At 34.0% G+C, this 18,531-nt stretch carries 21 protein-coding genes and 1 pseudogene; 15 read left to right on the top strand and 7 right to left on the bottom strand.

Annotated elements, in window-relative coordinates:
* Positions 1-19 precede the first annotated feature (19 nt).
* The 3 genes from ACUL40_RS02185 to ACUL40_RS02195 all read right to left on the bottom strand — a co-directional run bounded on the left by ACUL40_RS02185 (position 20) and on the right by ACUL40_RS02195 (position 2,889).
* A complete protein-coding gene (locus tag ACUL40_RS02185; protein WP_000217339.1) occupies positions 20-502 on the bottom strand; it encodes a DUF456 domain-containing protein in 483 nt (160 codons plus the stop codon).
* A 1-nt stretch (position 503) separates the two neighbouring features.
* Entirely contained in the window at positions 504-1,811 is a 1,308-nt protein-coding gene (locus ACUL40_RS02190; RefSeq protein ID WP_000353738.1) for a hemolysin family protein, read from the bottom strand.
* A gap of 208 nt (positions 1,812-2,019) precedes the next feature.
* A complete protein-coding gene (locus tag ACUL40_RS02195) occupies positions 2,020-2,889 on the bottom strand; it encodes a hypothetical protein (protein WP_000055265.1) in 870 nt (289 codons plus the stop codon).
* A 256-nt stretch (positions 2,890-3,145) separates the two neighbouring features.
* On the opposite strand from ACUL40_RS02195, the gene cbpA reads away from it, so the two are divergent.
* From cbpA to ACUL40_RS02215, 4 genes are all read left to right on the top strand, one after another.
* Positions 3,146-3,793: a cyclic di-AMP binding protein CbpA gene (gene cbpA, locus ACUL40_RS02200; protein ID WP_001220526.1), complete on the top strand. Its 648-nt coding sequence runs from the start codon at positions 3,146-3,148 to the stop codon at positions 3,791-3,793.
* Positions 3,794-4,249: 456 nt separating this feature from the next.
* The gene (brnQ4, locus tag ACUL40_RS02205) at positions 4,250-5,587 is read left to right on the top strand and encodes a branched-chain amino acid transport system II carrier protein BrnQ4 (RefSeq protein WP_011110049.1); all 1,338 of its coding nucleotides are present in this window, start codon (positions 4,250-4,252) and stop codon (positions 5,585-5,587) included.
* Between the two features lie 65 nt (positions 5,588-5,652).
* Entirely contained in the window at positions 5,653-5,982 is a 330-nt protein-coding gene (gene csaA, locus ACUL40_RS02210) for a chaperone CsaA (protein ID WP_001263013.1), read from the top strand.
* Positions 5,963-6,529, top strand: a complete 567-nt coding sequence (locus ACUL40_RS02215) for a DUF1572 domain-containing protein (protein WP_000435830.1) — start codon at positions 5,963-5,965, stop codon at positions 6,527-6,529. Before csaA ends, ACUL40_RS02215 begins: the two co-directional genes overlap by 20 nt.
* On the opposite strand, the gene ACUL40_RS02220 is transcribed toward ACUL40_RS02215, so the two are convergent.
* Positions 6,502-6,807 (bottom strand): hypothetical protein, encoded by a 306-nt coding sequence (locus ACUL40_RS02220; RefSeq protein WP_002164560.1) that lies wholly within the window; start codon positions 6,805-6,807, stop codon positions 6,502-6,504. The genes ACUL40_RS02215 and ACUL40_RS02220 overlap by 28 nt on opposite strands.
* 4 nt (positions 6,808-6,811) lie before the next feature.
* Positions 6,812-7,108: a hypothetical protein gene (locus ACUL40_RS02225; RefSeq protein ID WP_000770738.1), complete on the bottom strand. Its 297-nt coding sequence runs from the start codon at positions 7,106-7,108 to the stop codon at positions 6,812-6,814.
* Between the two features lie 88 nt (positions 7,109-7,196).
* Here ACUL40_RS02225 and spoIIP (ACUL40_RS02230) point away from each other — a divergent pair, with 88 nt between their 5' ends.
* From spoIIP (ACUL40_RS02230) to ACUL40_RS02250, 5 genes are all read left to right on the top strand, one after another.
* A complete protein-coding gene (gene spoIIP / locus ACUL40_RS02230; protein WP_001079278.1) occupies positions 7,197-8,351 on the top strand; it encodes a stage II sporulation protein P in 1,155 nt (384 codons plus the stop codon).
* A gap of 268 nt (positions 8,352-8,619) precedes the next feature.
* A complete protein-coding gene (locus ACUL40_RS02235) occupies positions 8,620-9,117 on the top strand; it encodes a GNAT family N-acetyltransferase (protein ID WP_000617568.1) in 498 nt (165 codons plus the stop codon).
* A gap of 11 nt (positions 9,118-9,128) precedes the next feature.
* Positions 9,129-9,869, top strand: coding sequence for a M15 family metallopeptidase (locus ACUL40_RS02240; RefSeq protein ID WP_000747649.1), 741 nt, complete (start codon positions 9,129-9,131; stop codon positions 9,867-9,869).
* A gap of 23 nt (positions 9,870-9,892) precedes the next feature.
* Positions 9,893-10,339: an NUDIX hydrolase gene (locus ACUL40_RS02245; protein ID WP_000178293.1), complete on the top strand. Its 447-nt coding sequence runs from the start codon at positions 9,893-9,895 to the stop codon at positions 10,337-10,339.
* 181 nt (positions 10,340-10,520) lie between these two features.
* Positions 10,521-11,996 carry an amidase family protein gene (locus ACUL40_RS02250; protein ID WP_000405419.1) on the top strand — a complete coding sequence of 492 codons (1,476 nt, stop codon included), beginning with the start codon at positions 10,521-10,523 and terminating at the stop codon, positions 11,994-11,996.
* 49 nt (positions 11,997-12,045) lie between these two features.
* Here ACUL40_RS02250 and ACUL40_RS02255 read toward each other — a convergent pair whose 3' ends face one another.
* Positions 12,046-13,263: an MFS transporter gene (locus ACUL40_RS02255; protein ID WP_445422896.1), complete on the bottom strand. Its 1,218-nt coding sequence runs from the start codon at positions 13,261-13,263 to the stop codon at positions 12,046-12,048.
* Positions 13,264-13,528: 265 nt separating this feature from the next.
* Between ACUL40_RS02255 and ACUL40_RS02260 the strand changes: the two genes are divergently transcribed.
* The 6 genes and pseudogenes from ACUL40_RS02260 to ACUL40_RS02285 form a co-directional block, all read left to right on the top strand.
* The gene (locus ACUL40_RS02260) at positions 13,529-13,957 is read left to right on the top strand and encodes an NfeD family protein (protein WP_445422895.1); all 429 of its coding nucleotides are present in this window, start codon (positions 13,529-13,531) and stop codon (positions 13,955-13,957) included.
* A gap of 2 nt (positions 13,958-13,959) precedes the next feature.
* Positions 13,960-14,928 (top strand): SPFH domain-containing protein, encoded by a 969-nt coding sequence (locus ACUL40_RS02265; protein WP_000226252.1) that lies wholly within the window; start codon positions 13,960-13,962, stop codon positions 14,926-14,928.
* Between the two features lie 20 nt (positions 14,929-14,948).
* Complete coding sequence (gene spoIIP, locus ACUL40_RS02270; RefSeq protein WP_309144609.1) at positions 14,949-16,154, top strand: stage II sporulation protein P; 1,206 nt, start codon at positions 14,949-14,951, stop codon at positions 16,152-16,154.
* An 89-nt stretch (positions 16,155-16,243) separates the two neighbouring features.
* Positions 16,244-16,834: a histidine phosphatase family protein gene (locus tag ACUL40_RS02275; RefSeq protein WP_001166435.1), complete on the top strand. Its 591-nt coding sequence runs from the start codon at positions 16,244-16,246 to the stop codon at positions 16,832-16,834.
* Between the two features lie 6 nt (positions 16,835-16,840).
* Positions 16,841-17,617 carry a Cof-type HAD-IIB family hydrolase gene (locus ACUL40_RS02280; protein WP_000278973.1) on the top strand — a complete coding sequence of 259 codons (777 nt, stop codon included), beginning with the start codon at positions 16,841-16,843 and terminating at the stop codon, positions 17,615-17,617.
* A 30-nt stretch (positions 17,618-17,647) separates the two neighbouring features.
* Positions 17,648-17,983 (top strand): annotated as a pseudogene (locus ACUL40_RS02285) (multidrug transporter); the annotation flags it as partial.
* Between the two features lie 60 nt (positions 17,984-18,043).
* Here the strand turns inward: ACUL40_RS02285 and ACUL40_RS02290 are convergent.
* Positions 18,044-18,505: a DinB family protein gene (locus tag ACUL40_RS02290; RefSeq protein WP_000497991.1), complete on the bottom strand. Its 462-nt coding sequence runs from the start codon at positions 18,503-18,505 to the stop codon at positions 18,044-18,046.
* Between the last annotated feature and the right edge of the window lie 26 nt (positions 18,506-18,531).

Here is an 18,531-nt window from a genome sequence, read left to right on the forward strand (position 1 = left end):
CATCCCGAAGTCGGGATGGTTAAAAGATGATATAACACAAGAAGATGATAATCATAATGATTTGGAGAATTGCTTTCGCTACTGTACTGCTTAAAAAACCAACTACAGTAGCGACTCCAACTAGAAAAGCATCTTTTGGCGATTTTTTATGTACTAGTTCTGTTATAAATACTGATAAGAACGGTATGATAATAAGTCCGAATGGTGGGAAGAAGAACGAGCCGACAATGATAGAAATCATTCCGACACGTTCACCCCATTTAGAACTACCGTATTTTTTTAAGAAATATCCATTTGCAATAAAATCAGCAACGAAAATGAAAAGAGTGAAAATGACTTGAATAATCCAAAAAGAAGTTGTTAATTCGCCTCCATTTATACCGAAATGGTAAATCAAATATCCAGCCCAGACAGCTAGTATGCCAGGGATAATTGGATAAATAAAGGCGAGAAATGAAACAACGAAACAGGCAATGATACAAATTGTTAATAAAACAGTCACTTTATAGCTCCTTTTTAATATCTAGTTTATGTACAGCAACTTTTTTGACTTGATGTCCATCAAGTTCTAATACTTTAAATTGAAAACCAGCATATTCAATGGAATAGCCAGCTTCAATATTTAAGTCAACTGCTTGAGAGAGAAGCCATCCTCCGATTGTATCTAAATCACTATCATCAATATGTAGGCCAAACATATCATTTACTTCAGAAATAAGCACCTTTCCGTCTAAAACAGTAAGCTTAGGTGTACGCTTTTCAATCATAGGTGATTCATCAGCATCGAATTCATCTTGAATTTCTCCAATGATTTCTTCAAGAATATCTTCCATCGTTAAAAGTCCGGCAGTACCACCATATTCATCCATAACGATTGCCATCTGAACGCGATTTTTTTGAAGGTGGACTAACGTTTTACGAATTGGAACTGTTTCAAATACAGTTAGAACAGGATGTATATAAGATTCAAGTGGTTTATAAATACCTTTCGTTTGATCATGGAATACTTCTTTCGTATTGATCATCCCAATGATATCATCTTTATCTTTTTCAATGATTGGATAGCGTGTATATTTTTCAGTAGCGACGATATCCATATTTTCTTCTAACGTATTTTCAGTAGACAAGCAAATCATTTCGGTACGAGGAACCATAATTTCTTTCGCAACTCGATCATCAAATTCAAAAATGTTATTTACATATTTATATTCGGTTTGGTTTATTTCACCGCTTTTAAAACTTTCACCTAAAATGAGTCGCAATTCCTCTTCAGAATGAGCAAGTTCACTTTCCTTCGCAGGTTCTAATCCGAGTAGTTTTGTGAAAAATATAGCTGTACTATTGAGTAGCCAAATGAATGGATACATAATTTTATCAAATAAAATAAGCGGTCTTGCAAATTTGAGTGTGATTGCTTCTGCTTTTTGAATTGCGAAAGACTTTGGAACTAATTCACCTAATACAACGTGGAAAAATGTAATAACACTAAAAGCAATAACAAAAGATAAAGTGTTAGCCATTGTTCCAGTAATATTAATTTTTTCAAAGAGCGGTCGTAGTATATGTTCCACAGTCGGTTCACCAAGCCAACCAAGCCCTAAAGAAGTGATTGTAATTCCGAGCTGACAAGCTGATAAATAAACATCTAAATTAGATAGGACGCTTCTTGCAGCTAAAGCTTGTTTATTACCTTCATTTGCAAGTTGGTCAATTCGACTTTTTCGTACTTTTACAACAGCGAATTCTGATGCAACGAAAAAGCCAGAAATAAGAATAAGTACAAAGATGAGAAAAATATTTAATATGTCCAAGCGTGTTCTCCATTCCAAGGTCTGGAATAAAGATGTCACCTCCTGCAATTATGTTATACTTTTATAATAAATCCAAATGAAAAGAATAGTCAAAGGAAAAGGGTAAATATTGGTATGTTTCTGTAATAGTTTTTGAATTTGCTGTTATTTTGTCCGCTATACAAAAGGAATAACCCCCTACTTTTAGATTATAGAGGGTTATTTTAAATTAAGGTTTTGGAACACTTCTCGTTAAAGTGTATGACTGTTGCTTGGAGTAGTTTGTGGTCCATAGTGTTTGAAGGAAAGAAAGTATGCTATATGGGATATAGAGTAGTAATAAGCCGATTGTAACAATTATAGGTGAATTTCCGCCAAATTGAACGATAAATTGTAACAGTCCATTTGCATGAAAAACGCATTCCATAAAAACGAATGAAAGAATAATGGAACCTAAAATTGATTTATGATTTGAAGTAAGCGCTAAAAACAATGTGTCTACAAGAAAAGAATCATGTTTTATTTCATATTCATTTGTGTTTTTTAAGAAAGGAATCCATTTTTTTACTGCTTGCATAACGATAATCATGGAAGTACTACATACGATGATAAATGATGAGTAGTAAGGAAGGTTTATAAATTGTGCGATGTATAGAAGTAGTAATAAGACTGAACATTGTAATACTACAGTGCAAAAAGAGTAAGGTATCCATTTCAATACAGTAGTAAACTTTTTAAACGAGTTAGGTACTTTGAAAAATAAATGGCCGATACCCAAACTTATGAAAAATCCGATCGCAAGGGTAAAAGTAAAACGAACAATCGATATAAAATATATTTCCCATATGTAAGGGAATAATGGTGTTGAATGATTAGAAGTATGTATCATTTGGTTTGCTGAGAAAAAGATAGATTCATGCATCCAATCAACCTTTGGAATTGATATAGAAGAAAGCTGTGCGAAGTTTTGAAAAATGCTAATAAATCCATTTTGATAAGAGTAATTGTGTGTAATAAAAAGAGCTGGAATAGGACTTATGGCAAAAATAAAAATAACACCAATTATAAATTTACATATATGTGAGCGTAATAAGGACATATAACCACCTACTCTTAGAATATTCAGAAAATTCTTATTCTTATTTTAGCTTTTTTTGAAAGAAGTTACAATATATTTTTCATTTAGTAATTCAGAGAGAAGATTTGATAGCAAAAATATACAAGTGAAGGATTCATGAATAAATTATGACAAGAAAATGAATAATTTTCAGAAAAATAAAATAAATCATTTATTTTTTTCTGAAAATATAATATAGTTATGGCACAGAAAGTATTTTAACATAAGGAGGCTTTTTATGAGGATTAAAGGGAATTACGTGCCGAAAAGGGAAGTTTTACTGTGCTCAAGTTCGATTACGATTGGGGAAGCGTTAGAGCATTTAAATAAAACGGGGTATCGTTGTGTACCAGTTTTAGATGAAAAAAAAGAGAAATTTTTAGGGAATATATATAAAGTAGATATTTTAGAATATAAAGGATCACTTGATGAGAGTGTAATACAATTATTAAACGATAAAGAAGGATTTGTGAGAGAAGATTCATCTTTCTTTAAAGTATTTTTTACAATAAAAAAATTGCCTTATTTATCAGTAGTTGATGAAAAAGGGGTTTTCCTTGGAATTTTAACGCATAAAAAAGTTTTTGAGTTATTAGAGGATGCATGGGGCGTTCACTCTAGTAAATACTCTGTCATGATTGGAACGCAAGACTATAATGGAGCAATCCAAAAATTATCGACAGTTTTAAAGAAATACACTGGTATTCAAAGTTTGATGACTTTTGATAATGATGCCTTATTAGTTCGTAGAATTATGTTTACATTAGGAGAAGAGTTTAACGACGGTGAATTAGAGACATTATTGAAAGATTTAGAAGATCACGGATTTAGAGTTGTGTATGTGGAAGAGATGAAAAATCCACGTGAAGTTGAAACGATAGAGTAACATAACAAAAGCCATCTAATTATATATTAGATGGCTTTTGTATGTTACGTGTATAAAGTTATTTGAAAATAACAATTGAATAATAGGTGAGATTGTAACAATATTTGTGTAAGAGAATAAAAAATGTAGATAATTTCGATTTTCAAAAAAATCAATTTGAAAATATGTTTTTATTTTGCAACTAAATATGTTACTATATGTGTGATAAAAACAAAGAGGTCTGACATCTACACTCCACGTAATAACACTCTAATGATTTGAAAATTCAAAAAAATCAAAATTCAAAATAATAATTGTATTAATGATTAGAGTAAAAATAAGGGGAATGGAGAAATTATGGAGAAAGACACTGCTTTGTAAGGGGCATATTTTATCATCTTGAGCAGAGAGGAGGATGCATAGCATATTGTAAAATATAGAGATAAACAATGAAAAAGTGCTATGCAAATGAAGAGCATGAAGGGACGTTTAAGGCCAGGTGATACGGTAGCAATTGGTTTAATGCTATTTGCATTATTTTTAGGAGCAGGAAATTTAATTTTTCCGCCAGTTTTAGGTCAACAAGCAGGAGAGAATGTTTGGATTGCTACAATAGGATTCCTTGTAACGGGAGTCGGATTACCCCTACTAGCTGTAACAGCTGTCGCGTTTGTAGAGGGGGACTTGAAAGCGCTATCTTCTAGAGTCCACCCTATATTTGCGTTTATTTTCCCATTGATTAGTTATTTAGCAATTGGACCATTTTTCGCGATTCCTCGTACTGGAGCTGTTTCGTTTGAAATGGGTATGAAGCCGTTTTTATCAGAGGCAATGGTTTCAGAGTGGTACATGCTATTTCTTTTCACGATAGTTTTCTTCGGAATAACGTGGTATTTATCATTAAATCCATCTAAATTAGTGGATTGGTTCGGAAAGTTTCTTACACCATTATTAGTATTAATTGTCGCTGTTATTGTCGGAAAGGCAATTATTGATCCAATTGGAGAGCCAGCTGCGCCGTTAGCTGCTTACAAAGAAAATGCTTTCTTTGGTGGATTTATTCAAGGATATTTAACGATGGATGCAATTAGCGCGCTCGTATTCGGAATTGTCGTTGTACAAGTTATCCGCTCTAAAGGGATAAAAGAGAGTAGTCAAATTGCAAAAATAACAGTAGTATCAGGTATTATTGCTGTACTTGGTTTAACGTTAATTTATTTATCACTTGCTTATCTTGGTTCAACAAGTACATCACTTGGTATCTCAGAAAACGGTGGCCTTATTTTAACGAATGTTGTAAATGAGCTATATGGGACGAGTGGTAAAATTTTATTAGGGCTTGTTATTATACTCGCTTGTTTAACAACTTCTGTTGGGTTAACATCTGCGTGTGCAGGTTTCTTTACAAACTTATTCCCAAAACTTTCGCATAAAACGATTGTAACAATGGTATGTGTATTTAGTTTAATTGTATCTAACCTAGGTTTAACACAATTAATCGCAGTAACATTACCTGTGTTAATGATCATTTATCCAGTTGCAATTGTATTAATCGTACTTTCGTATTTCCATAAGTGGATTGGGAAGCGTAATACAATTTATATTGGAGCTATTTTAGGTGCATTGTTAATTAGTTTCTTTAACGGTTTAGAAAGTGCGAAAATTAAAATTGACGCGATTTCTAATGTACTACAAATGTTACCGTTATATAACGAAGGAATCGGATGGTTAATTCCATCATGTATTGGCGGGATTCTTGGTTTCTTCTTCTATAAATCAAATGAATCAAGTGAATTACAAAAGAAAGGTGCTTAGGCACCTTTCTTTTTTTGAAGGGGATTTTTGTATTTTGTCTAAGTAATAATTGGGGGGAATGATAAATGGCTAATTTTGAAGATTTTTTAAATTTGGATTTGAGAATTGGAACTGTAATACATGCAGAGGAATTTAAAGAAGCGAGAGTACCAGCGATTAAACTAGCAATAGATTTTGGAGAAATCGGGATAAAGCAGTCAAGTGCTCAAATTACGAAAAGGTATATTCCAGAAGATTTAATCGGTCAACAAATCGTTGCTGTTGTAAACTTTCCACCAAAGCGTGTAGCTGGATTCAAATCAGAAGTGCTTGTGCTTGGTGGTGTTCCTGAAGCTGATGATGTTGTGTTACTTCAGCCTAATATGGAATTGCCAAATGGAACAAAAATTAGCTAGGGTGAAGGTAGGGGCTAATATGGATATCGGACGAGAATATTTGCAATGTGCGATTTCGAACTTTAAAGCAACAAAGAAACAAGGGGAACGGGCACTTTCTCAATTATCATATGAACAAATACAATGGTCTTCTCATGAAGAAACAAATAGTATAGCGATTATTATTAAGCATCTGCACGGTAATATGCGTTCTAGATGGACGGATTTTTTAACGTCTGATGGTGAAAAAACAGATCGTAATCGAGATGGTGAATTTGAAGGATGCTATCATTCAAAAGAAGAAACCCTTATAGCTTGGCAAGAAGGATGGAAATATGTTTTTAATACGATGAATACTTTAACGCCGGAACACTTATTGAAGACGGTATACATTCGCGGTGAAGCACATACTGTCATGCAAGCAATTGAAAGGCAAATTTCTCATTATGCATTGCATATTGGTCAGATTATTTACATTGGGAAGATGTTAAAAGAAAATGAGTGGGAATGTTTAAGTATTCCGAGAGGTCAGTCTGCGCGTTATGTAGAGAAAAAACGTTCAACATAATAATAAGAAAGAAACCGATAAAAAATAGGAAAAAAGAAAGTCAGCCAAATAATAGATGGTTCTGTAATCATAAGAATACTGCCAAAAATAAGTCCATATATAATAAGAAAGAAATTGAAAAGTGTATTCACAGGGAGAAATCGTGAGATAAATACTTGCTGTCGTTTAAAACAATCACTGTGAAATAAATAAAAGCGGAAGTACCATGTGGCTGTAATAAGGTCTTTCTTTCTCACAATTCTTTTTTTGCATGTATGACAGATAAATGGTGGTTGCATTTCATTACGCTCCATTTTTTATTTTCATAATAATGTGAGACAAAAGTAGGTACAAAGTGTATGTTCCTATATACGCTCCTGCAATAAGGAAAAATGGATTCAGTAAAATTCCATGAATGCTCGTCATGAAAACTAAATCTTGTATTAAAACATCGTATATATTAATGGAAATAATTGTACCAAGTACATATAGTGCCAAGTACGCAGAAATATGTAGCACAATAGAGATTTTTGGTTGCTTAGCGGACAAATAAAAAATGAATGATAGAGCGATTGGTAATATTCCTATTAATAGCTTCAATTCATTTCACCTCATTAACAATATAGCCGAAATTTTAACGGTCTATTCTCTAGGGCTTGTACATAACTTGAAATAGAGAGGTGATAGTATGAATCGGGGCTTTTTTTTTATGAAGTTTACAAATATGCGTAAGTTAGTTTTATTTGTTATTACTACAGTGCTAGCGACTTTTTTTCTTATTAGTCTGATGGTAACCTCTATGAAAGAGACAAAGTCAACGTATTTATATAATTGGTTAAATGAGTTATCGATGAATGGTTACATGTATGTACTTGGAAAAGAGAATCATTATTTTACACAGGAGTATCGAAATTTGAATCAAGATTTTTCAATTTCTTCTTTTCTCTTTTCTATGGCTACAAATATTCGCTTTAATGATGTACGCAGTTTTGTCGGGAAAGAGCTCCCGGGATTTGGTAAGTACGATACAGAAATTGTTATTGCGGGTGAGGGTACAAATTATTCTAACTTACCGATAGAGTCGAGTGTTCCTCTTGAAGAAGTAGTGAAGGAACGGACTAGTGGAACTGGACAAGCACCTAAACAAGATACGAATAAAGAGAAAAAACAGCCGTCCCAAACGACTGGGAAGAGACAAGTTGCGTTTATTTATCATACACATAGCTGGGAATCTTATTTACCTTTACTTAACTTAACGAATGACCCGAATCCGAATAAAGCAACGAGTTCTGTGTCGAATATTTCTATATTAGGAGATCGTTTCCGTGAACAACTAGAAGGTGAAGGGATTGGGGCTACTAACGATAAGAGTGATGTTGGTCAAAAGTTAATAAGTAAAGGTTTAAACAGTAATAGTTCGTATAAAATGTCACGAGAAATTGTGCAGCAAGCTATGGCTGGAAATAAAGATCTTCAATACTTTTTTGATTTGCATCGTGATAGTGCCCGAAAGAATGTAACAACAAAAACAATTGGAGATAAATCATATGCAAAGCTTGCATTTGTAGTAGGGAAAGGAAATAAAAACTATGAAAAAAACTTACAATTAGCGACAGCTTTACATGAGGCGATTAATAAGAAATATCCAGGAGTGAGCCGTGGGGTCATTCAAAAAGGGTTCCAGACAGGAAATGGAATCTATAATCAAGACCTATCAGGACAAGCGATATTAATAGAAGTTGGTGGTGTAGATAATACAGAGGAAGAATTGAATCGATCAATTGATGCACTTGCTAAAGCATTTGGTGAATATTTTTGGCAGGCAGAAAAAGTGAATGGATAAAGTGAATGGATAAAGTGAAACGTGAATTAGCCAGGACATCTATCAATAATTATTAGCTCACTTCAATCTTGGAAAAACGTAAGTGTAATGCTTGCGTTTTTTCTTTGTAATGGTGAGATGTCACAGAATAGACATAATTTGTCGTTGTTATAGTAATATCGAAATTTGTCAATTTATAGTAGGAGATTTACAAAGGGATTTTCGAGAAAGTAGAGAAAATCTTTTTATAAGGAAAACTTTTTATTATGAAACTGGTAGGGTGATTGAAGTGATTAGAGAGATCGAAATAGAAGATGCAGCATCATTTTTACAATTAAGTAAGCAATTAGATGAAGAAACGAAGTTTATGTTATATGAACCAGGAGAAAGAAAAACTACAGCTGAGCAACAAGAAAAAATAATCGATCGATTTATAGAAAATGAATATGCAACAATATTTGTAGCAGTTGAAGATGAGAGGATAGTAGGTTTTATATTAGTGAATGGAAATAACATTCAAAGAAAGAGACATGTGGCAACCATTGTAATTGGTATTTTGCAAGAGTATAACGGGCGAGGTATTGGGACGAGATTGTTTAAAGAGGTTGAGAAGTGGGCAAAATTACATGATGTATGGCGTTTAGAATTAACAGTAATGGCCCACAATACAAGAGCTCAGACACTATATAAAAAAGCTGGATTTGAGAAAGAAGGTGTCAAAAAAGCTGCTCTTATTATCGATGGAAAGTGCATCGATGAGTATGAAATGGCCAAATTATTAAAATAAGAGGTCGTTATATGAAAAAAAGATGGGCACTACTTGGTATTGTAGCTGCAATAATTATTGTTGGAGTAGCAGGAATCAATTATAAAATGTATAAGGATAAGCAGGCGCGGGAAGTAAGTGTAAATAGCATATTTCCGAAAGCGAAAGAAACGATTGCTAATATGGATGGGGATATTGCGGTAATTAATAATCCGAATTCAATGCTTGTACTTGTAAATAAAAGTAGGCGTTTACCAGATGGGTATAGACCGCCAGATTTAGTTATTCCGAAAGTGCGCTACTCTAGTGAAGGTGATCAAGAAAAGAAAAAGATGAGAAAAGAGGCAGCGAGGGCGCTTGAGGATATGTTTCAGCAGGCTGACAACGAGCGTATTTTTCTTTTTGCAGTTTCTGGATTTAGATCTTTTGATCGACAAAAAGCATTAAATACGATGTATAAAAAACAAGACGGGGAAGCAAAAACAGCAATGTCTAGCGCGGTTCCTGGCACAAGTGAGCATCAAACTGGACTAGCTATGGATATTACGTCTCAATCTGCTAAATTTCAGTTAGAGACAGTTTTTGGGGAAACGAAAGAAGGTCAGTGGCTTTCTGAAAATGCCCATAAATTTGGTTTTGTGGTTCGATACACAAAAGCGAAAGAAACGATTACGGGCTATCGGTATGAACCATGGCACGTAAGGTATGTGGGAAATCCACAAGCTACATATTTGTATGATAATCAACTGACGCTTGAAGAAGTAACAGAGTGAACAATTGAGGGGAGAGATGTACAATGACGATGTTATATAAGAAAAAAGTACATGCATATATTACAAGAGAACAAGAGGGGGTTATGCAATTACTTGTTTTTAAACATCGTGATATACATGAAGCTGGTATTCAAGTGCCAGGGGGAACGGTTGATGAAGGTGAAACGTTAGAAGCTGCTATATTGCGTGAAGTACAGGAAGAATCCGGATTGCGTCATTTATGCATAGAGCGGTTTTTAGCAGATTACATTATACATATGAAAGAAAAACAGGAGTATGAAAAACGCCACTTTTTCCATGTAACTTTACTAACAGATGTAAAGGATACTTGGGAACATATTGTAAGTGCTGGTGAGGAAGATAAAGGATTAGTATTTTGCTATGAATGGGTTGATATTGCAAAATGCCCTGAATTAGCTGGGAAACAAGGTGAGTTTTTACATTTATTAGATGAAGTATACGCACAGTAATGTAAGAGTCTGAAGCGGAGGTTAATCCGTTTCAGACTTTTTTTATTTTTCGGGAAATTAAAGGTGTTTAAATAAGAGTATTGAATTTCTTTAAAGGGATATTAATTTAGGATGTGTTGAGATGAAAAATTGAAAAAGTAAGGGGTATATGTTAAAAAAGTTCATATAAGGGAGAATATAAATGGAAATTCAGTTTAATTCAATCTTAAAAAAGGAATTAACAATTCAAGATATTCAAAATGAAATGGAATCTGGAAAGCTAACTTCAAAAGAGCTAGTGATGTATTATCTCTATAGAATTGCAAAGTATGATCAAGACGGGCCGAAAATCAATTCAATTTTAGAAATCAATCCAGATGCTATTTTTATTGCAGAAGCGTTAGATTATGAAAGAAAGACAAACGGCGTAAGGGGACCATTGCATGGAATACCTGTTTTGCTTAAGGATAATATTGAAACGAATGACTTCATGCATACAAGTGCAGGTACAATAGCTCTAGAACAAAATATAAGCAGTGAAGATGCATTTCTCGTTACTAAACTGCGAGAAGCAGGGGCAGTGATAATAGGAAAAACGAATATGACAGAATTAGCAAATGCAATGTCTTTTGAAATGTGGGCTGGATATAGTGCAAGAGGTGGTCAAACAATCAATCCATATGGAACGGGCAAGGATCATATGTTTGTTGGCGGATCTAGTACAGGATCTGCAATAGCAGTTGCTGCTAACTTTACAGTAGTATCTGTTGGGACAGAAACCGATGCTTCTATTTTGAGCCCCGCTGTTCAAAATTCTGTAGTAGGTATTAAACCGACTGTCGGTTTAATTAGTCGTAGAGGAATTATTCCATTTACTTATTCGCAAGATACAGCTGGACCATTTGCTAGAACGGTAACCGATGCTACTATTTTGCTAGGGAGTTTAACTGGAGTGGATGAGAAAGATGTAGTTACTCACAAAAGTGACGGTAGGGCATATCGGGATTATACATCTTACCTTGATGCAAATGGTTTAAATGGAGCGAAGATTGGTGTGTTTAACGATGCACCAAAAGATTATTACGAAAATGGTGAGTATGATGAAATCTTGTTTAAGGAAACGATCCAAGTATTACGTAATGAAGGAGCGACAGTAGTAGAAAATATTGATATTCCTTCTTTTCATAGAGAATGGAGCTGGGGAGTTCCGCTTTATGAGCTGAAGCATAGTTTAGATAACTATCTTACTAAATTACCTTCTACTATCCCGGTACATTCTATTTCGGAGTTAATGGAGTTTAATAAAAACATAGCAGAAAGAGCTTTAAAATATGGACAAACTAAGTTAGAGGGAAGAAAAGATTTTCCTAATACGTTACGAAATCCAGAATATTTAAATGCGAGATTAGAAGATATATATTTTTCTCAAGAACAAGGCATTGATTTTGCATTGGAAAAATATAATCTTGATGCGATACTGTTTCCTTCCTATATAGGTTCTACTATATGTGCGAAAGCGGGTTATCCGTCTATAGCAATACCAGCAGGGTATATGGAAAGCGGGAGGCCTTTTGGAATTACCATTGCAAGCACTGCCTTTAGTGAAGGGATATTAATTAAATTAGCTTATGCTTTTGAACAAGCGACAAAGCATAGAAAAATCCCCAACTTATCATGAATAGAATAAACAAAGAGGACAGGAATCCCTATCCTCTTTGTTTTAGTGATTAAATTGAAATATCGTTCTGCTCTGTCTTATGATATTTTAATAAACTAAAAGATAAACAAGCGGAACATAAAATAAGAATAGAAGCGATGATATAAATTGTACGAACACCGAACATATCAGTAATAATGCCAATGCTAAGCATAGATAGTCCAGAGGCTGTTGAAAGAAGTGCGCCATGTGCTGTATACATTTTTGATAATAAAGAAGGGGCGACACTTGATTGTAAAACAGTCGTTTGGGAAATATCTCTAATTTGATAACATGGTCCCATTAGAACACATAGAAAAAGCGCAATAAATCCGCTGCTTGTCATACCATATAAAAATGTAAGAATGCTAAATATAAGAGAGCTAATCGACATAGATCGTATTAAATTGTTTTGAATATAGGAACTCATTTTCCATGCTAATAGACCACCGATTAACGTGCCAACATAATAACTTGTATTAATATATCCCCACCATTCTTCGCCCTTATGAAGGATAGTCGTAACGTATGCCATCGTAATAGCACCAATCCATATTGTCCCTGCGAAAGTTTCGATTAAGTCCATATATGTAACGGTACGGAGAGAAGGATTTTGAAATAGGAGTTTCCAACCTTCCAATAAAACAGTACTTTTGGAAGAGGGAGAATCTGCTATTCTTTCAGTATGTATGGAACGTAATGAAAAATGTAATGCAATGCATCCGAAAATCATTAAAATGTTATTAATCATGAGTGTAGAAGTAGCGCCAATGAGAAGAACGACAATACTCGTAAATGAATAAGCAACGGCTTGCACAATTTGTGTTGAAAAGGAAAAGATACTATTTACTTTTACTAATTTTTCTTTCGGTGTAAGGCGCGGAAGAATACCGTATAATAATGGAGCACTCCACCTGCTACATAATGAAATGACAAAAATAAAAGTTAATAGAGCTATAATGTTTGTGGATAAGACCGGGAACAAAATCATTAATAATAGTAAAAAGACTGTTTTCAACCATTGGAGCGTATATAACAGCGTATAAGATGGAAAACGATTTATCATAAGTGGTGCAGAGATGTTAGCAATTAGATTTGTGATAACTTGTAATAATGGAAAAAGAGCAGTAATAGTAGCTGATTTAGTTGCTATATAAATATGAGTTGTAATAATCATTACATATACGATGTCAGCGAGAGTAATGCATATTTTGGAACCTAAATAGTAGATTAGTGACAGGTTTCTCAATAAGAATATCACCTCTATAAAAAATAGTATTTAGTAATTGTAATTTAAAAATTAAAATTTTTAAAGAATTTAATTTTTTGTCACTTTTTGAAAGGGATTTTCATGTATAATGAAGAATATATTGATATAGTATTATATTAATGATCATTGTAACAGTGAATATGTACAATAGCTTGTAGCAAACGCCCAAGTGTAAGAAAGGGCGGATAAACCATTCTTTTCTTCATATACATATAGAAAATGAGAAAGAAAGTGAGGGTTGCATATGGCTGCTTGGGTAATTTGGTTTATAATAGCTGGTATTTTATTTATCGCGGAAATGTTGTCGATTACATTTTACATGCTTTGGCTTGGAATTGGAGCTGTTGTCGGAGGTCTTATTGCTTTGTTTGCTCCTGATGCACTACTGTTACAAGTTACTGTTGGTGCAATTGTAAGTTTAACTTTGACATTCTTTACGAAAAGAATTTCAAAAAACTTTCAAGAAGCAAAAGGTTTTACTGATACAGTAGATATGCTTGTTGGTAAAAGAGGGATTGTTATGCAAGCGATTACAAATGAAGCGAATGGTATTGTGAAGGTGGATGGAGATACTTGGACAGCTATTGCAGATTCTTCAATTGATGCTGGAGAAAAAGTCGTTGTTATAAAGAGGCATAGTACTATATTACAAGTGAAAAAGGAGAGTGAATAAATATGGTAGCATTAACGTTAACGATTATATTCGCACTAATTGTAGTTACATTTATCGCATTAACAATTAAAATTATTCCTCAGCAAAAAGTTGGGGTTGTTGAAAGATTTGGTAAGTTTCAACGTATAATGCACCCAGGGTTAAATATTTTAATACCAATTGTAGATCGTGTTCGTGTATATCATGACTTACGCATTCAACAAACGAATGTACCACCGCAAAAGGTAATTACGAAAGATAATGTTCAAGTAGAAATTGATACAATTATTTTCTATCAAATTGTTGAACCAGAACTTGCGACATATGGTATTTCAAACTATGAATATGGTGTTCGTAATATTACGTCAGCAACGATGCGTCAAATCATCGGTAAAATGGAACTGGATGAAACGTTATCTGGTCGTGAAAAGATTTCAACAGAAATCCGCTTAGCGCTTGATGAAGCAACAGAAAAATGGGGCGTACGTATTGAACGTGTCGAAGTTGTTGATATTAACCCGCCAAAAGATGTGCAAGCATCAATGGAAAAACAAATGAAGGCTGAGCGTAATAAACGTGCGATTATTTTAGAAGCTGAAGCAGCAAAACAAGATAAAGTCCTTCGCGCTGAAGGGGAAAAGCAAAGTAAAATCTTGATGGCTGAAGGGGATAAAGAAGCGCGTATTCGCGAAGCTGAAGGTATAAAAGAAGCAAAAGAATTAGAAGCACAAGGGGAAGCACGAGCAATTGAAGAAATTGCAAAAGCAGAACAAAATCGTATTGAATTGCTTCGTGAAGCGAATTTGGATGAGCGTATACTTGCTTACAAATCATTTGAGTCATTAGCTGAAGTTGCAAAAGGACCAGCAAATAAAGTCTTTATTCCGTCTAATGCAATTGAAACACTTGGTACTCTTGGGGCAATTGGAGAAATATTTAAAGAAAAACAAGCGAAGAAACTACCTTCAAATGATACAGGAAAAGAACAATAAAAGTGAGGAAGAGAAATGGTATACCATTTCTCTTTTTTTGTGCGTATATTCTGAAAAGCTTGTACATATCCATGTATAAAGAAGGTGATGCAGTGAAAAAGTATGCAACTCGAATACATGGGAAGAAGCTGATTTCGTTACTCCTTTTATATGCGCTAATAGTAATTATGATAGCGTCGATTTTGACGTCATTTTTACATACAATGAAATCGAATTATGCAAATCAATGGTTTGGAAAAGTATCGATGCAAGGTTTTGTTCAAATGATAGAAAGTGAGAATCGCTATTACGGATTTGATTATTTTAAGAAGAATAAAAGAGAGTCAGTTGGGAATTTAATGTTCTCTATCGCGACAGATTTGAAAATTAAAGATTTAAGAACATTCGTCGGTAAAGAAGTACCTGGTATGTCAAAGTATTATTCTAATATTATCGTAGCTGGGGAAGGGACAAACTTGACAAATATCCCAAATGAATCTAGTGTACCGATTGAAGAAGTAACGAAAGAACGGGAAATAGCAAAAGATAAAGTTACAGAAGCGGAAAAGAATAATCCGGTTCAGAAAAAGAACGGAGCGAAAAAAGGTGAAAGTGCAGTATATATTTATCATACACATAGCTGGGAATCCTTCTTTCCATTATTACCAGGGGCAACTGATCCATCTAGCCCAGATGTAAATGTGTCTTTACTAGGGAAACGTATGAAAGAGCAACTTGAAGGACAAGGAATTCCGGTAGTTCATGATAAAACGAATATGGGTGATTTATTAGCGAGTAAAAAGTGGGTATGGTATCAGTCATATAAAGCGTCTCATGAATATGTAAAAGAAGCATTAGCACAAAATAATAAAATTGCGTTTCCGATTGATATACACCGTGACGATCAGCGTAAGAAAGTAACAACAAAAGTAATTAACGGAAAATCGTATGCAAGATTATATTTTATAATTGGGATGGAAAATGAAGGCCGTGCTGAAAATGAAAAAATTGCAAGAGCGATCAATAGTTATTTAGATGAAAACTATTACGGATTAAGTAGAGGGATTTTTCCAAAGTATAAAAAAGATGGAAATGGCGTTTATAACCAAGATTTATCGAAAAATGCGATGTTAATTGAAGTTGGTGGTGTTGATAATACGTTAGATGAATTATACAACACAATTGATGTGTTAACAGAAGCGTTTAGTAAATATTATTGGAATGATGCGGAAAAAGCGAATGGATGAGGGACGGGAGACCGTTCCTTTTTTATTTTGGAATCTTAAAATGTGATATAATGGAATTTTATGAATGTTAAATAAAGGGAGAGAGAAACATGCAAATACTACTAATACGCCACGGAGAATCAGAAGCTGATATTTTACATGTGCATGAAGGTCGAGCTGATTTTGAGTTAACTGACAAAGGGAGACAACAAGTACAAAGACTTGTACAGAAAGTGAAAAAAGATTTTGCACCAGATTTCATTTGGGCAAGCACATTAAAACGCGCTCGTGAAACGGGTGAAACATTAGCAGAAGCAATTGGTTGTCCAATTCAATTAGAAGAGGAATTAATGGAGTTTAATAATGGAGTGCAAGCAGGCTTATCATTTGAAGAAGCAAAGAAATATCCAGAGCCAAAGTTTCTTCATGATCGTTTTGAAAACGGGGAATCGTTTATTGAGTTTCGAATGAGAATAGAAGGAATCTTTTCTAAAATCTTGACAGAGAATACATATGACCGAATTGCAATTGTTGCCCATGGGGGCGTAATTAATAGTCTATTACGTGCATTTTTCAAAATGCCAATTTCAATGGACTACTATTTCAAAATGGGAGATACGGGAATAAGTTTAATTGAAATTGAGGGTGAACAAAAAACGGTGCATTTCATTAATGATACGAATCATTTGGACGGGATGTAAAGACTTATGTACAAAGTTGTATTTTTCGATGTTGACGGTACGTTATTAAGTGAGATTGATAGAAGCATGCACGAAAGTACAAAAGAAGCGGTACAAAGATTAATAGATAAAGGAATTCACGTAGTTGTTACAACTGGAAGACCATATAGTTTATGCTCACAATTTAAGGAACTAGGTATAAATACGTTTATTTCAGCAAATGGTGCACATATAAAATGTGGGAAAGAAGTTATACATAAATCAGTACTTTCAAGCGAAATCGTTCATGATATTTCAAATTTTGCTGAATTACATGGTCACAGTGTTTCTTACTTTACAGAAGAATTTGCAATGAATAATATTGCTTCCAAAGATGAACGTGTCATGCGAGCGTTAAATGAAACCTTAAATTTAGAGCAGTATCCTGACAAAGTTAGAAACTTATCAGATGAGATGTATTGCATATGTCTGTATGCTGATGATACAGAAGCTCAAAAATTCATTGAAAGATATCCAGCACTTACGTTTGAGCGTTTTCATGGTTACGTTATAAATGTATTGGAAGATAGTAAAGTATCGAAGCTAACTGCAATTCAAAAAGTATTGGAACATTTAAACATTAGTAAATTAGAAGCCATTGCTTTTGGCGATGGTGGAAATGATATTGAGATGTTGCAGTATGTAGGATTAGGAGTTGCGATGGGAAATGGTGGAGAGGAGTTGAAGAGAAGGGCTGATTTCGTTACAACGAAGGCGAGTGAAGGCGGAATTTCTTATGCCTTAAAGAAGTTGCGCATTATTTAAAACTAATAGTTAGTCAGTGTGAAAAATCCTGTTTTATTAATGGCTTTTGTTAATATGTATACTGTTTTAGGGAATTATTTGAGCTCTCCTACTTACAATTTAACTGCAGAACAAATCCTTTATTTTCGCTTAGCAGGGCTGTTTGGTATGTTGCTCTCACCACTTGCAGGTCGTTTAACAAAGAGGTTTGAAGTAAGGAAAGTTCTTTAAGGAGGATTGTTGATTGCTATTTTTAGTCTAAGTTCAATAGGCTTTGTTTCGTATCTATCTCTACTTGTAATGATGAGTGTCTGTTTTGTAATAGGTATTGTTATATCCGTTCCGTCTTTAGTTTCTCTTGTAGGTCAATTAGGAGGGGAAATTAGGAATGATACTTTTTATTGGTTTTGTAGCTTCTCTATTTATAATTAATGAATGAGTGGAAAATCACTCAAATAAAGGAATGCGAGGATCGTTCATATGCTCGCATAATAAAATATGAATTTGTCCACGATGATGATAAAAGTGTGCAACGATTTCAAGTAACCATTCAAAGCGCGAATAAGAAATACCCCAATAGGCAGTCATAACTTCTGCTAATTCTATTTGGGAGTAGGAAAGAAATGTTTTAGAGAGAAGGTTGTAACCTTCAATCATCGTTTGTTGCATGTGAGCAACTGTTACGGGGGTACGTTCTATATAAAAGGTATGTAATTCTTTTTCTGGAATACCATTTAAAATGAGTAAATCAGCATGACAAATAAGAGAAAGATGTGCACACATTTCAAATAATGATCGTTTTGAGTGAATCGGTTGTATTTTTAAATCGTTTTCACTATATTGGTTAAGCATATCAATAGAAGTATCAATAGCAACTTTTAGTTGATGCAATGCAGATTGAACAAACATTGTAATTCTCCTCGTCTCCGTATATA

The organism is Bacillus sp. KNSH39, assembly GCF_052656585.1.